This window comes from Nostoc sp. LEGE 12447 (assembly GCF_015206985.1).
GTDB lineage: Bacteria > Cyanobacteriota > Cyanobacteriia > Cyanobacteriales > Nostocaceae > Nostoc.
This window is the reverse complement of record NZ_JADEXT010000008.1, coordinates 63,083-80,507: the sequence shown is the minus strand read 5'-3', so window position 1 is coordinate 80,507 and position 17,425 is coordinate 63,083. Positions and strand designations below refer to the sequence as shown.

Genomic DNA, 17,425 nt, shown 5'->3' with positions numbered 1-17,425 from the left:
AGTAACTATTCTATTGTTGCATTTTAAAAAAGCTAAAAAATAATGCAAATAATCACCGCTTATTAGTTTCAAGACAAAATGATTGTTAGTTTTGAGGAAAATCAACGTTTACCTTTGTCTTTTTAAGCTTGATTCATAAGAAGCCGTTATGAAATAAAAAAATATATGTAAAAAAATGGAGAAAATAATCATCAGCAGTAAGCATGTTTTACTATTTTAAAGGAATTTTAATAATTAGTGCCCATTGATACAAATATTAAAAGCTTATTTCTTAAACATTTTAGTTATTTAAATTATTCAAAGATAATCCAATAATTAATTATACTTGAAAAACCTCTATCAACTTGAAATTTAAATATTAGTATTTGGTTTTTGAAAACGGATTTTTGTGCAAAAAATTATCATATCTCTAAACATTTAAATTAATTTGAAGTAAGCCTAATGAATGTAATTGGAAAAATAAATTATCCACTCTCCTATGGTCAAGAAGCAATGTGGTTTGTTTCCCAAATTGCGACCGAGGGTATTGCCTATAATATTTTTATTACCGCAAAAATTAATTCATGTTTAAATATTGCTGCTGTCAATCGTGTATGGGAAAAAATTATTGAACACCATCCTATTCTCCGAACCACCTATACTATTCATGAAGGCAAACCCGTTCAGCAAGTTAATCAACAGCATAAATTTAATCTTGATGTAGCAAATGCCAGCGATTGGAGTGAAAACCAATTAAAAGAGAAAATATTTGCTATAACCGACCGTCCTTTTAATTTAGAAAAAGATTCAATTTTGAGGGTTAATTTATTTACTCGTTCAACAAAAGAACACATTCTCTTGCTGACAATGCACCACATTGCAGGTGATATGTGGTCTTTTGATTTACTGCTGAGTGAATTTCAAACTTTGTATGCTAAGGAAATTGAGCAAGTTAGTCAAGAGCAGAACCAAACCGCTCCAGATTCTTTGACTGAAAATAAATCTTATTTAGATTTTGTTCGCTGGCAGTCAGAAATGCTATCTGGTTCTAGAGGAGAAAAACTGTGGCAATACTGGCAAAAACAATTAGCTGGCGAATTACCAATTTTAAATCTGTTTGCAGACAAACCCCGTCCCCCAGTACAGACTTATCAAGGAACAGGATATAGTTTAAAACTAGACGAACAGTTAATTCAAAAACTCAAATATCTAGCTCTAGCTTCTGGAACAAGCCTTTATCAGGTATTGCTAGCAGCATTTTACGTCCTACTTTATCGCTACACGAATCAAACAGACATCCTCATAGGAAGCCCGATGAGAGGTAGGTGGGGTAGAGAGTTTAAAGAGATTGTTGGCTACTTCGTTAACCTGAACGTTTTACGAGTTTCTGTCCAGGAAAACACCACGTTCAAAGAATTTCTTGCTCAAGTTAGTAAGACAGTTAGAGAAGCCCAAAAGCATCAAGATTACCCTTTTTCTCTGTTAGCAGAACAACTCCAGCCACAAAGAGATATCAGTCGTTCTCCTTTATGTCAAGTTAGTTTCACTTGGCAAGCACACCGTTGGTGTGAACCAACAGAAAATTCTTTGCACAGTGGAGGAGAACAACTGCTTGAGATAAAACCATACTTGCTGGGACATCAACGGGGTGCAGACTTTGATCTGAATTTAATGGTGATGGAAGCTCAGGGAGTACTGCAACTCTGCTGGCAATACAATACTGACTTGTTTGAGGCTAGTACAATCACGCGTATGGCAGGCCATTTTGTTACCTTGCTTGAAGGCATTGTAGTTAATCCTCAAGAGCAGATTTGGCAATTACCTCTGCTGACAGAAATTGAACAACAGCAGTTATTAGTTCAGTGGAATGATACAGGTGTAGATTATCTCCAAAATAAATGTATCCATCAGTTATTTGAGGAGCAAGTAGATAGCACCCCCAATGCTGTAGCAGTGGTGTATGAAAATCAACAACTGACTTACCAGCAGTTGAATTATCGCGCTAACCAATTAGCCCATTACTTGCAATCTTTGGGTGTGGGTGAAAATGTGCTGGTGGGTTTGTGTGTAGAACGTTCCTTAGAGATGGTGGTGGGACTATTGGGGATTCTCAAGGCGGGTGGGGCTTATGTGCCACTTGACCCTGAGTATCCTGCTGAACGCTTAAGCTTCATGCTCACAGACACTCACGTAAAAGTGCTGTTGACTCAAGAGAAATTAGTTGAATCTCTTCCTCAACATCAAGCCCGTGTCGTTTGCTTAGATACCGACTGGCACAGCATTAGCCAAGCAAATCAGGATAATCTCAACAGCACAGTCAGTGCAGAAAACCTCTCTTATGTGATTTACACCTCCGGTTCTACAGGCACACCCAAGGGAGTCGCCGTCACTCATCAGGCCGTCAATCGACTGGTGTTAAACACCAATTATATACAGTTAACAGCTGATGAATGCGTTGCTCAAGCCGCAAATATTGCTTTTGATGCAGCCACCTTTGAGATTTGGGGAGCATTGCTTTCCGGAGCCAAGCTAGTCATTATCACTAAATCTGTATTGCTGCTTCCAGAAGAATTTGCTGTCAATATCCACAAGCATAAAATCAGTGTCTTATTTTTAACTACAGCTTTATTTAATCAGTTAGCCAGTGTTGTCCCGCAAGCATTTAGTTCTCTACGATATCTATTATTTGGTGGTGAAGCGGTTGATCCCAAATGGGTGCTTGAAGTACTAGATAAAGGCGCTCCCCAGCATTTGCTCCATGTGTATGGGCCAACAGAGAACACGACGTTTTCTTCTTGGTATTTGGTAGAGGACTTAGCAACGACAGCCACAACTATTCCTATTGGTCGGGCGATCGCAAATACGCAAATCTACATCCTTGACCAAAGCTTACAGCCTGTACCAGTAGGTGTGCCAGGAGAAATATATCTTGGTGGAGCAGGATTAGCACAGGGCTACTTCAACCGCCCTGAATTGACAAAAGAGAAATTCATCCCCAATCCGTTTGAGAAGGCAGGAAGCAGGAGGCAGGATAGCGCAGCGGTAGCGAGTCCGCGAGCGTCGGCAGGAGGCAGAAGGCAGAAAGTAGAAGGGAGTAAATTATATAAAACGGGGGATTTGGCACGTTATTTGGCAGATGGCAACATAGAATACTTAGGACGCATTGACAATCAAGTAAAAATACGTGGTTTCCGCATCGAGTTGAGCGAAATCGAAACAGTCCTGAGCCAACATGGTGATGTGCAAGTATCTTGTGTCATTGTCCGGGAAGATACCCCTGGTGATAAACGTTTAGTCGCCTATGTGGTAGCACATCAGGATTGTAAACCCACAATCAGCGAACTGCGGCAATTCCTCAAAGCAAAACTCCCAGATTACATGGTGCCAAATGCAATAGTTATCTTGGAGTCACTGCCGCTTACTCCCAACGGCAAAGTAGACCGTCGTGCCTTACCCACACCGGATTTACACAGTGAACGGCAAGATAAATTCGTTGCACCTCGTAATCCAATGGAAGAAATGCTGGCACTCCTTTGGACACAAGTGCTGAAAGTAGAGCTTTTAGGCATTCATGACAACTTCTTTGAACTTGGTGGACACTCGCTACTAGCAACACAATTAGTTTCACGCATCCGCAACCTTTTTAAAGTGGAACTAGCATTACGTGAGTTGTTTGCAAGAGCGACAGTAGCGGAATTAGCACAATCAATTAGGCAGTTACAGCAACAAGACTTAGAACTCTCTGAACGACCTATCTTACCAAAGGTGAGGGATGCAGAATTACCACTGTCTTATGCTCAACAGCGTCTATGGTTTTTAGATCAGTTCGAGCCGAATAGCGCCTTTTACAACATTCCTATGGCTTTGCGTCTAGTGGGAAATTTGAATCAACCAGCCCTAGAACAAAGCTTACAAGAGATTATTCATCGCCACGAAGCTTTACGCACCAACTTTATTACAGTTGATGGAAAACCTTCTCAAATTATTCAAACGAAAAGAGAACAGGGAACAGGGAACAGGGAACAGGGGACTGTATCAATTGTTGACTTCAAGGATTTATCTACAAACGAGCAAGAAATAGCTTCAAAGCAATTAGCGCGACAACAAGCTATTGAGCCTTTTGACCTGGCAAACGGAGCATTAATCAGGACAACATTACTAGTGCTGTCGGAGACAGAACACATATTGTTAGTTTGTATGCATCATGTTGTCAGTGATGGCTGGTCAATGGGTGTGTTTGTTCAAGAACTAGCAGCGCTGTACGATGCTTATGCTCAAGGTCAGCCGTCACCTTTAGCACCGCTACCAATTCAGTATGCAGATTTTGCTATCTGGCAAAGAGAGTGGTTGCAAGGAAATGTACTGCAAAACCAACTAACTTACTGGCAACAACAACTGGCAAACGCACCAGCCCTATTGTCGCTGCCCACAGACCGACCCAGACCTGCTGTGCAGACTTTTGCTGGTGCATATCAAAAGTTTGCCCTCTCTGCTAAACTCACTGGTAGGTTGATACAACTGAGTCAGAAACAAGGGGTGACTTTGTTCATGACACTGTTAGCAGCGTTTGATACCCTGCTTTACCGCTACACAGGTGCAGAAGACATTTTGGTAGGGTCTCCCATTGCTAACCGCGATCGCAGTGAAATTGAAGGGTTAATTGGCTTTTTTGTCAATACTTTAGTCATGCGTACTGACTTAGCAGGCAACCCCAGTTTTAGCGAATTATTGACTCGTGTCCGCGAAATAGCAATGGAGGCATATTCGCATCAGCATTTGCCTTTTGAAATGCTAGTGGAAGCATTGCAGCCAGAACGGGATCTTAGCCATACACCGCTATTCCAGGTGATGTTTACACTTCAGAATGCACCCATATCGACCGTGGAGTTAAATCAGTTAAGTGTCAGTTCAACGTTGATAGAAGGTACAACTGCCAAGTTTGATCTTACCTTGTCAATGGAAAATACTGCTGATGGAGTAGTGGGTGTATGGGAATATAGCACTGACTTGTTTGATGCCAGCACTATTGAGCGAATGACGGGTCATTTTGTGACATTGCTTGAAGGTATTATTGCTAACCCACAACAGTCCATTTCTCAATTGCCCCTGTTGACAGAAGTTGAGCAACAGCAGTTATTGGTTGAGTGGAACGATACTCAGGTAGATTATCCCCAAAATAAGTTTATCCATCAGTTGTTTGAGGAGCAAGTAGCGCGTACACCCGATGCTGTAGCGGTGGCGTTTGAAAACGAACAACTGACTTTCCAGCAGTTGAATAGTCGCGCAAATGAGTTAGCACATTACTTGCAGTCTTTGGGAGTGGGAGCAGATGTGCTGGTGGGTATTTGTCTGGAGCGATCGCTCTTGATGGTAGTAGGACTGTTAGGGATTCTTAAGGCAGGTGGAGCTTATGTACCACTTGATCCAGACTATCCTAGCGATCGCTTGAGCTTTATGCTAGAAGATGCTCAAGTGAGAGTGCTGCTGACACAACACCAACTCAAGGAAAAGTTACCTCAGCATCAAGGGCAGGTTGTATGTTTAGATACTGACTGGCAATTTATTTCTCAGTCAAGTCAGAAAAATCCAATTACTACAGTACAAGCTAGTAACTTGGCTTATGTGATTTACACATCTGGTTCCACTGGCAAGCCCAAAGGAGCAATGAACACGCACTTGGGAATTTGTAATCGCCTGCTATGGATGCAACAAGCTTATCAATTAACAGCACTAGATTGCATTTTACAGAAAACTCCTTTTAGCTTCGACGTTTCAGTTTGGGAGTTCTTCTGGCCATTAATCACAGGAGCGCGTTTAGTTGTAGCTAAACCAGGAGGACATAAAGATAGTGCTTACTTGGTCAACCTAATTTTAGAGCAGCAGGTTACTCATGTGCATTTTGTTCCTTCTATGCTCCAGGTTTTCTTAGAAGAACAAAATCTCGAAAATTGCCGTAGCTTGAAACGAGTGATCTGTAGTGGTGAAGCTTTGCCTGTAGAACTTCAGGAACGCTTTTTTGCTCGGTTAGAGTGTGAATTGCACAATCTGTATGGCCCAACAGAAGCGGCAATTGATGTCACCTATTGGCAATGCTTTCCAAATGGAAATCTTAGGACAGTACCGATTGGTCGTGCGATCGCCAACACACAAATTTACATTTTAGACGAGCATCTGCAACCTGTTCCTGTAGGTGTAGCCGGAGAATTGCATATTGCTGGTGTCGGGTTAGCAAAAGGCTATCTCAACCGTCCCGATCTGACAACCGATAAATTTATCCCCAATCCGTTTAGCAGAGAAGTAGGGGAGCAGGGGAGCAAAGGAGCAAAAATTCTTCCTAATTCCCAGTCCCTAGTCCCCAATCCCCAGCTTTATAAAACTGGAGATTTAGCGCGTTATTTACCAGATGGCACAATTGAATACATCGGGCGAATTGATAACCAAGTAAAAATACGAGGTTTCCGCATCGAATTGGGAGAAATTGAGGTATTACTGAACCAATGTGAGGACGTGCAGGCATCTTGTGTTATTGCCCGCGAAGGTACGACGGGGGATAAATGCTTAGTCGCCTATGTAGTGCCACATCAGCACTCTAAACCCACAACCAATGAACTGCGGCAATTCCTGAAAGCAAAGCTACCAGACTACATGGTGCCAAGTGCTTTTGTAATATTGGAATCAATGCCACTCACTTCTAACGGCAAAGTAGACCGTCGCGCTTTACCCGCACCGGATTTATCCAGCGAAATCAAAGATAAATATGTAGCCCCACGTACTCCAATTGAAGAAATACTGGCGCAAACTTGGTCACAAGTACTGCAACTGCCACAGGTAGGCATACATGATAACTTCTTTGAACTTGGGGGACACTCACTATTAGCAACACAATTAGTTTCACGCATCCGCAACATTTTCAAAGTGGAACTACCATTGCGAGAGTTGTTTGCCGCCGCCACACTAGCCGAATTAGCACGAGAAATTGAACAATTACAGCAACAAGACTTACAACTGTCTGCACCACCTATCTTACCAAGGGCGGAGAATGCACAATTAGCACTGTCTTATGCTCAACAGCGTCTGTGGTTTTTAGACCAATTCGAGCCAAACAGTCCTTTCTACAATATGTCCATAGCCTTGCGTTTAGCAGGAACTGTGGAAGTTGCCGCATTAGAACAAAGCTTCCAACAAATTATTCATCGCCACGAAGCGTTACGTACTAATTTCATTACAGTTGATGGACAGGCAACACAAATCATTCAAACAGAAACGAATTGGACAGTATCAATTGTTGATTTGAAGCATTTATCTACAACTGAACAAGAAATAGCTTCACAGCAATTAGTCCAACAACAAGCTATTCAACCCTTTGAGTTGGCAACACAAGCATTAGTGAGAGCAACATTAGTAGTGCTATCGGAGACAGAACACATACTATTAATGTGTATACACCACATAGTCTCTGATGGCTGGTCAATCGGTTTGTTTCTCCAAGAACTAGCAGCACTGTACAATGCTTATTCTCAAGGTAAAAGCTCGACCTTAGCGCCACTGCCGATTCAATATGCAGATTTTGCACTGTGGCAAAGACAGTGGTTACAAGGGGAAGTACTACAAAGGCAATTGAGTTATTGGCAACAAAAATTGGCTTCGGCACCAGCCTTATTGTCGCTACCCACAGACCGGCCTAGACCATCTGTGCAAACTTACCAAGGGACACATCAAGAGTTTGCACTTTCTGAAGAACTAACTGGTAAGCTGGCAAAACTCAGCCAAGAGCAAGGGGTGACTCTGTTCATGACGCTGTTGGCAGCGTTTGATACTCTGCTTTACCGCTACACAGGTACAGAAGACATTCTGGTGGGTTCGCCAATTGCTAACCGCGATCGCAGTGAGATAGAAGGGTTAATTGGCTTTTTTGTCAATACTCTAGTTATGCGTACTGATTTATCAGGCAACCCCAGTTTTAGCGAATTACTGGGTCGTGTTCGAGAAATGGCAATGGAGGCTTACTCGCATCAGCATTTGCCTTTTGAAATGCTGGTAGAAGCATTGCAGCCAGAACGGGATCTCAGCCATTCACCACTGTTCCAAGTGATGTTTGTCCTCCAGAATGCACCGACATCTGGATTAGAACTAACTGGGTTAACTGTCAGCTCATTGCCAATAAAAGGTACAACTTCAAGGTTTGATTTAACCTTAATCATGCAAAACTCTCCTACTGGGCTGATAGGGGTGTGGGAATACAACACTGACTTGTTTGATGCTAGTACCATTGAGCGAATGACTGGTCATTTTGTGACCTTGCTTGAAGGTATTATCGCTAACCCAGAGGAGCGAATTTCCCAATTACCACTGCTGACACAACTGGAACAACAAAAGTTACTTGTCGAGTGGAACGATACTCAGGTAGATTATCCACAAGATTTGTGCATCCATCAGTTGTTTGAGAAACAGGTGGATAGTACACCCGATGCGATTGCGCTAATCGCACGCTCCGCGAACGCAGTTGTATTTGAAGATCAACAACTGACTTACTATGAATTAAACTACCGCGCTAACCAGTTGGCACACTACTTGCAGTCTTTGGGTGTAGGATCTGATGCCCTAGTTGGTCTGTGTGTAGAGCGTTCTTTAGAGATGGTCATAGGACTTCTGGGGATTCTCAAAGCGGGTGCTGCTTATGTGCCACTTGACCCAGAATATCCGCCTGAGCGTTTGAGCTTTATTTTAGAAGATGCTCAAGTTTCAGTATTGCTAACCCAGCAGTCAATTCTTGACAGATTGCCCCAGCATCAAGCAAACCAAGTTTGTTTGGATACTGACGCTCAACTGATTTCCCAGTGCAGTCAGGACAATCTCATCTCCGACGTACAAGCAAATAACTTAGCTTATATAATTTATACTTCTGGTTCTACAGGTCAACCTAAAGGTATAGCCATGAATCAGCTTGCCCTTAGCAATCTGATCTTGTGGCATCGGGAAAATCTGAAAATTCCTCGTGGAGCAAAAACCCTACAATTTGCTTCGATTAATTTTGATGTCTCCTTCCAAGAAATATTCACTACCTGGTGTTCTGGAGGTACATTGTTCTTAATTGGGGAGGAATTACGCAGAGATACATCAGCTTTGTTAGGTTTTCTCCAACAAAAAGCAATTGAAAGAATGTTTCTCCCCTTTGTTGCCTTACAGCAACTAGCTGAAGTTGCTATTGGTGGTGAATTAGTTAATAGTCATTTGCGGGAAATCATTACTGCTGGGGAACAGTTGCAGATTACTCCCGCTATTTCCCAATGGTTAAGCAAACTAACTGATTGTACATTGCACAATCACTATGGGCCATCAGAGAGCCATTTAGCCACCAGTTTTACTCTGACTAATTCAGTAGAGACTTGGCCGCTACTTCCTCCCATTGGTCGTCCCATTGCCAACGCGCAAATTTACATCCTAGACAGGTTCTTACAGCCTGTACCCGTTGGTATACCAGGAGAATTGTACATTGCTGGTGTCCTTTTATCGCAAGGTTACTTCAACCGACCAGAGTTAACACTTGAGAAATTCATCCCTAACCCCTTTAAAAGAAGCAGGGGAGCAGGGGAGCAGGGGAGCAGAGGGGAAACCTTTAATTGCGATCGCCTTTATAAAACAGGGGACTTAGCACGCTATTTAAGTGATGGCAATATTGAATACTTGGGGCGTATTGACAATCAGGTGAAAATTCGGGGTTTCCGCATCGAGTTGGGAGAAATTGAAGCAGTACTGAGCCAACTTGATGTGCAGGCATCTTGTGCGATGGCTACGCCCGCCGCAGGCATCGCCCGTGAAGACATTCCTGGGAACAAACGCTTAGTGGCTTACATTGTGCCTCAAAAAGAGCAGAAACTCACAGTCAGCTTTGTGCGTAGCTTCCTAAAGTCAAAGTTACCAGAATATATGGTGCCAAGTGCGATCGTTATCTTAGATGCTTTACCGCTTACCCCCAACGGTAAACTAGACCGACGCGCATTACCCGCACCTGATTTACACAGCCAATTATTGGACAAATATGTTGCCCCACGTAACCCAATCGAAGAAATTCTGTCGCTAATTTGGGCGCAAGTTCTGAAAGTAGAGCAAGTGGGTATACATGATAACTTCTTTGAACTTGGAGGACACTCCCTACTAGCAACGCAACTCATCTCCCGCGTGCGTACTAGCTTGAAAGTAGAACTACCATTGCGTAGCTTATTTGCTGCACCAACCGTTGCGGAATTGTCCCAAAACATTCAGCGATCGCAGCAACAGGATTTAGAACTAATAGCATCACCCATCTTACCAAGGGCAGAGAATGCAGAATTACCACTGTCTTATGCCCAAACACGGCTATGGTTTTTAGACAAGTTAAACCCGAACAGCGCCTTCTACAACTTCCCCATAGCTTTGCGTTTAGTCGGAACTCTTAATCGAACTGCCTTAGAACAAAGCTTACAAGAAATTATTCATCGCCACGAAGCCTTACGCACCAACTTTGTCATCGTTGATGGAAAACCTTCTCAAATTATTCAAACACAAATAAATTGCACACTCTCAGTTGTTGACTTCAAACATTTATCTACAACCGAGCAAGAAATAGCTTCACAGCAATTAGTGAAACAACCCTTTGACTTGGCAAATGAAGCATTAGTCAGAGCAACATTAGTAGTGCTGTCCGAGACAGAACACGCCTTATTAGTGTGTATGCATCACATAGTCAGTGATGGCTGGTCAATGGGTGTGTTTGTTCAAGAGCTAGCAGCCTTGTACAATGCTTATTCTCAAGGTGAGCCGTCACCTTTAACACCACTGCCGATACAGTACGCAGATTTCGCAATTTGGCAGCGAAATTGGTTGCAAGGAGATGTCTTACAAAGTCAATTGAGTTACTGGCAACATCAACTGGCAAACGCACCAGCTTTGTTGTCACTACCTACTGACCGACCTAGACCATCTATGCAGACTTTTGCAGGAGCATATCAACAGTTTGCGCTCTCAAAGGAATTAACTGATAAACTCACGCAACTAAGCCAGCAACAAGGAGTTACTTTGTTCATGACGCTGTTAGCAGCGTTTGATACCTTACTTTACCGCTACACAGGTACAGAAGACATTTTGGTGGGTTCGCCAATTGCTAACCGCGATCGCAGTGAGATAGAAGGGTTAATTGGCTTTTTTCTCAACACTTTAGTTATGCGTACCAATTTGGCTGGCAATCCTAGCTTTAGCGAATTACTGGGTCGTGTTCGTGAAATGGCGATGGATGCATACTCTCATCAGAATTTGCCTTTTGAAATGCTAGTAGAAGCATTGCAGCCAGAACGGGATCTCAGTCACACACCACTGTTCCAAGTGATGTTTGTCCTCCAAAATGCTCCTATGTCTCAACAATTGGAGTTGACTGGGTTAACTGTCAGTCCACTGGTGGTAAAAAGTACAACTACCAAGTTTGATCTTACGTTGGCAATGGAAAACACTACCACCGGACTGGTTGGGATGTGGGAATACAACACTGATTTGTTTGATGCATCCACCATTGAGCGAATGACGGGTCATTTTGTGACATTGCTGGAAGGTATTATTGCTAACCCAGAGGAACGAATTTCTCAACTGCCACTGCTAACAGAAGTTGAGCAACATCAACTTTTAATAGAGTGGAATGATACTCAGGTAGATTATCCACTAGATAAGTGTATCCATCAGTTGTTTGAGGAGCAGGTTGGGCGTACACCTGATGCTGTGGCAGTTGTGTTTGAAGATCAACAACTGACTTACCACGAGTTAAATAGTCGTGCTAACCAGTTGGCGCACTACCTCAAATCTTTGGGTGTGAGAGCAGATGTGCTGGTGGGCATTTGTGTGGAACGCTCAATAGAAATGGTGGTGGGACTATTAGGTATTCTTAAGGCAGGTGGGGCATACCTACCACTTGACCCTGAGTATCCGACTGAGCGTTTGCACTTTATGCTAGAAGATGCTCAAATTTCGGTGTTGCTGACTCAGCAGAAACTCCTTGATAGGCTGGCCCAACATCAAGCAAACCTGGTTTGTTTAGATACTGACTGGCAGCTTATTTCTCAGTTAAGTCAGGATAATTTAATCACTGAGACGCAAGCAACTAATTTGGCTTACGTGATTTATACCTCCGGTTCTACAGGTCAACCCAAGGGAGTGCTGATTGCCCATCAAGGATTATTAAATTTGGTGTTCTGGCATCAAAACACTTTTAACATCACGACCTTAGACAAAGCCACTCAGCTAGCAGGAACAGCATTTGATGCTGCTGTATGGGAGTTGTGGCCTTACCTGACCGCAGGAGCAAGTATCTACTTAGTCAAATCTGAGTTCCTTAGCTCGTTAGTGAAGCTACGAGACTGGTTGATTTCCAAGAAGATTACTATCAGTTTTCTGCCAACACCATTGGCACAGGAATTATTGTCTTTGGAATGGCCAACTGAAAGTTTGGCTTTGCGAACCATACTGACTGGAGGAGATAAGCTTCATCAGTATCCATCAGATTTAGTCCCCTTCCAACTAGTGAATAATTATGGCCCAACTGAAAATACTGTTGTTACAACTTCTGGGCTGGTAGTTGCCAAGGAGCAAGATCAGATATCACCGAGTATTGGGCGAGCGATCGCCAACACTCAAATCTATATTCTAGATAGTAATCTGCAACCAGTTCCCATTGGTATCCCAGGAGAGTTACATATTGCTGGTGTTGGATTGGCAAAAGGCTACCTTAACCGCCCCGAACTGACAACTGAAAAATTCATCCTCAATCCGTTTAAAAGAAGCAGGGGAGCAGGGGAGCAGGGGAACAGAGGAGCAAAAATTCTTCCTAATTCCCAGTCCCTAATCCCCAGTCCCCGGCTTTATAAAACTGGAGATTTGGCACGTTATTTATCCGATGGCAACATTGAATACCTGGGACGCATTGACAATCAAGTAAAAATTCGGGGCTTCCGCATCGAGTTGGCAGAAATTGAAGCATTACTGGGACAACATGATGATGTGCAGATATGTTGTGTCATTGCTCGTGAAGAAACTTCAGGTAATAAGCGCTTAGTCGCCTATGTAGTGCCACAAAAAGAGGTGACACCCACAACGGACGAACTGCGTCAGTTTCTTGACGAGAAACTGCCTGGGTATATGGTGCCAAGTGTTTTTGTGATGCTGGAGTCCTTACCCCTAACACCCAACGGCAAAGTAGACCGTCGCGCTTTGCCTGCTCCAGATTTACAACAGGAACTATCAAATTATGTAATGCCAAATACTGAAGTAGAAAAAATCATTGCTGGCATTTGGCAAACAACGCTGGAAGTAGAAAAAGTGGGAATTTACAATAATTTCTTTGAACTAGGAGGTCATTCGTTACTACTGGTACGAATTAATCAGCAATTACAAGAAAAATTTGGTTTGGAAGTGTCAATAGTTGATATGTTTAATTACCCAACTATACATAGATTAAGCCAATATTTAAGCACTAAACTTAATAAAGAAGATACATTAATCAAACAAAATAATTCTCGCCCTCAATCTTCAACTGAAACTAAAGCTTTCAGAAATCAACAATTACAGCTTAGGCAACAGTATCTTTCTCAAAGGAAGGGTAAAAGATTATGATAAATTCCCTTAATACTAATGATTTCAATAATTCTGAAATAGCAATAATTTCTCTTGCTGTTAGATTCCCAAAAGCCAAAGATATTGACTCTTTTTGGCAGAATTTGCATGATGGCGTAGAATCTATCTCTAGGTTGACGGATGAAGAATTGATAACTTCTGGCGTTTCTCTAGATTTACTGAATAATCCTAATTATGTAAAATCTAGTGCTGTTTTATCAGACATTGAATTGTTTGATGCTAATTTTTTCGCTTATAGTGCGAAAGAAGCTGAGTTAATAGATCCCCAACAACGCTTATTTTTAGAATTGGCGTGGGAGGCAATAGAAAAGGCTGGTTATGATCCGCATACCTATAATGGGTTAATCGGGGTTTATGCTGGTGTGGGAATGAACAGGTATCTTGTCAACAATCTCTACTCTCATCATCAATTATTAGAGACAGTTGATCCACTGCAATTAACAATCTCCAACGATAAAGATTTCTTGCCAACACGAGTTGCATATAAACTCAACTTGACTGGGACAGCAGTGAATGTACAAACAGCCTGTTCGACTTCTTTAGTTGCTGTTCACTTAGCTTGCCAAAGTCTATTAAATTATGAATGTGACATGGCTTTAGCTGGGGGAGTTACTCTCAGCATTCCTCAAAAAATAGGTTATTTGCATCAAGAGGGAATGATTCTTTCTCCTGATGGACACTGCCGTGCTTTTGATGCTAAGGCACAAGGAACAATTGCCAGTAGCGGTGCTGGGATTGTGGTATTGAAAAGATTAAAGGATGCGATCGCAGACCGCGACCACATCCATGCAATCATTAAAGGTTCGGCAATTAATAATGATGGTGCAATGAAAGTAGGCTTCACTGCTCCTAGCGTTAGCGGTCAAGCAGCAGTCATTGCCGAGGCTCAAGCTATAGCTGGTATAGATGCCGAAACAATTTCCTATATTGAAGCTCATGGCACTGCTACACCTTTAGGAGATCCCATTGAAATTGCCGCTTTAACTCAAGCTTTTAATCAAACTACCGATAAAAAGGGTTTCTGCGCTATTGGTTCGTTAAAAACCAACTTAGGACATTTAGATACAGCAGCAGGTGTGGCAGGTTTGATTAAAACTGTATTAGCACTGCAAAATAAAATGCTGCCTCCTAGTTTGCACTTCGAGACACCTAATCCCAAAATTGATTTTGCTAACAGTCCTTTTTATGTCAATACAACCCTGACGGAATGGAGAACAAATACCACTCCTCGCCGTGCTGGAGTTAGTTCTTTTGGTATCGGGGGTACTAATGCTCATGTAATTTTAGAAGAAGCACCCTTAGAAATTAAAAATTTAAAATTTAAAATTAAAAATTCTAAAGATGCTATTGAACGTCCTTTACACTTATTGGTACTCTCGGCTAAAACTGCGAGTGCGCTTGAGCAAGCAACAGCTAATTTAATCACGCATTTAAAAGAGCATCCAGAACTGGACTTAGGCGATGTAGCTTATACCCTCAATAGTGGTCGGCGGGGTTTTAATTACCGACGGATGTTAATTTGTCAAGGCTTAGAAGATGCTGTCAAAACTCTTGGTAGTTTAGCAGCCCAACAAGTTTTCACTAACTATACAGAGATTACAGAACGGTCTGTTGTCTTTATGTTTCCCGGTCAAGGTTCTCAGTATGTGAACATGGCGCGGGAAATTTATGAAACTGAGACAGTATTTAAAGAACAAGTTGATTATTGCTCAGAAGTTCTTAAACCCTTACTAGGGCTAGATTTACGTTACATACTTTACCCCAGTGAAGAAAAGATTGATGAGGCATCAAAGCAACTTCAACAAACAGCGATCGCTCAACCTGCTATTTTTGTAATTGAATACGCCCTAGCTAAATTATGGCAGTCTTATGGAGTGGAGCCACAAGCTGCGATCGGTCACAGTATTGGCGAGTATGTAGCAGCAACTCTAGCAGAAGTTTTTTCCCTAGAAGATGCCTTATCTCTGGTAGCAGCACGCGGACAAATGATGCAGCAGCTTCCCACTGGAGCAATGCTTTCAATTCCACTACCCGCAGACAAAATAAAATCCCTACTAGGGCAAGAACTTTCTGTTGCAGCGATTAATCAACCCTCCCAGTGTGTAGTTTCCGGTTCCACAGCAGCAGTAGATGCACTACAAAATCAGCTTGCTGCTCAAGGGATTGAATGTCGCCGACTGCATACTTCCCATGCCTTCCATTCGCAAATGATGGAACCAATCTTAAAGGCATTTGCAGAACGAGTCAAAAAAGTTACTTTAAATCCCCCAAAGCTTCCTTATATCTCCAACCTGACTGGTAATTGGATTACAGTTACCCAAGCCACAAATCCCGACTACTACGCTCAACATCTGCGTTCCACTGTGCTGTTTGCCCAAGGTGTCGAGAAATTATTGGCAACTTCTGAGCAAGTCTTGCTAGAAGTGGGGCCAGGACACACACTAACTACATTAGTCAAAAGACATCCAGACAAAGCAGCTGCACAAACGGTGTTGACTTCGGTACGTCATCCTCAAGAAAAACAATCTGATAATCATGTTTTATTCACTACATTAGGTCAACTCTGGCTGGCTGGAGTCAATATAGATTGGTTTGGATTCTATAGTCACCAGGAGCATTACCGCCTTCCCTTACCGACTTATCCCTTTGAGCGCCAACGTTATTGGATTGACCCCCCACAAAAAACAGCTTGGGGACAGTTGCAAGCATTACCCACACCATCACAATTATGGACATCGCTTGTACAAGGAAGTCAAAATCAAGCAAATACTAGAAATGTAGAATTCAACGAGTTAACATATCAGGAAAATAGACAGTGGTTGGATCGTTTATGTACAGCCTACATCAACTCTGCATTCAGGCAATTAGGGGCTTTTAGCAATGCCGAAGAAAAGTATTCTTTGGAGAATTTGTTGGCGCAATGCCATATTTCACCTCGCTATCAGCAATTGTTTTCTAGATGGTTGCAAATATTAGTTGAGCAAGGACAACTACAGGAACATGAGGGGTTATTTACTGGGCTACTGCCATGTTCACAAGATTATATTAATGAACATTTAGAAGAAGTTAGAGTGAGGTTTGCTACTTCATCTTTAGTAGATTTAGATTTAGTGCAACGCTGTGGTGAAAATTTAGCTGCTATTGTTGTTGAACAAGAACCCTTAGAGATTTTCAATGAACTGGTTTACCCAAAAGAAAACAACGGTTCATATTCAGAATCTCCCTTAAATACTTACTACAACTCTATTTTGCACTCAAGTTTGGGACAGGTGGTCAAATTATTGCCATTGCCTCAAGCTTCTGCATCAGCCGCATTTAGCATAAAATCTAGGCTAGAACAGAATAATCAGAAATCAGAGATTTCATTACAAAGAAAGCCGGATATTTTTCAGCCAGAAAAATTATCTGCACTCCACTCCAGACCTGATTTGCCTAATTCTTATCTAGCTCCCCGTAATGAGATTGAGCAAAGACTTGCCGATATATGGGAAGAATTATTGGGAATTAAACAGGTGGGAATCCATGACAATTTTTTTAAATTAGGAGGAGATTCTTTAATAGCCGTTCAAGTTTTATCCCGAATACGAAATATTTTTTCTATCCGATTATCTGTAGCAAATTTATTTGAGTCACCCACAATAGCTGAAATAGCATCAAAGCTAGAAAAACAAATAGATCTAGATACAAGCTTTGGCGCAGGTGAGAGAGAAGAAATAACAATATGAGTAACAAATAATTTTAAATTACGAATTACGAATTACGAATTACTAATTAGGCGAATAGAGGTAATGTT

General features: G+C 42.1%; 2 protein-coding genes. Both read left to right on the top strand.

Features of this window, described 5'->3' with window-relative positions:
• The first annotated feature begins 441 nt into the window (after window positions 1–441).
• Window positions 442–13,611: a non-ribosomal peptide synthase/polyketide synthase gene (locus IQ274_RS11640; RefSeq protein ID WP_194142364.1), complete on the top strand. Its 13,170-nt coding sequence runs from the start codon at window positions 442–444 to the stop codon at window positions 13,609–13,611.
• The gene (locus tag IQ274_RS11635) at window positions 13,608–17,357 is read left to right on the top strand and encodes a type I polyketide synthase (protein ID WP_194142363.1); all 3,750 of its coding nucleotides are present in this window, start codon (window positions 13,608–13,610) and stop codon (window positions 17,355–17,357) included. The genes IQ274_RS11640 and IQ274_RS11635 overlap by 4 nt, the downstream gene beginning before the upstream one ends.
• Window positions 17,358–17,425 lie beyond the last annotated feature (68 nt).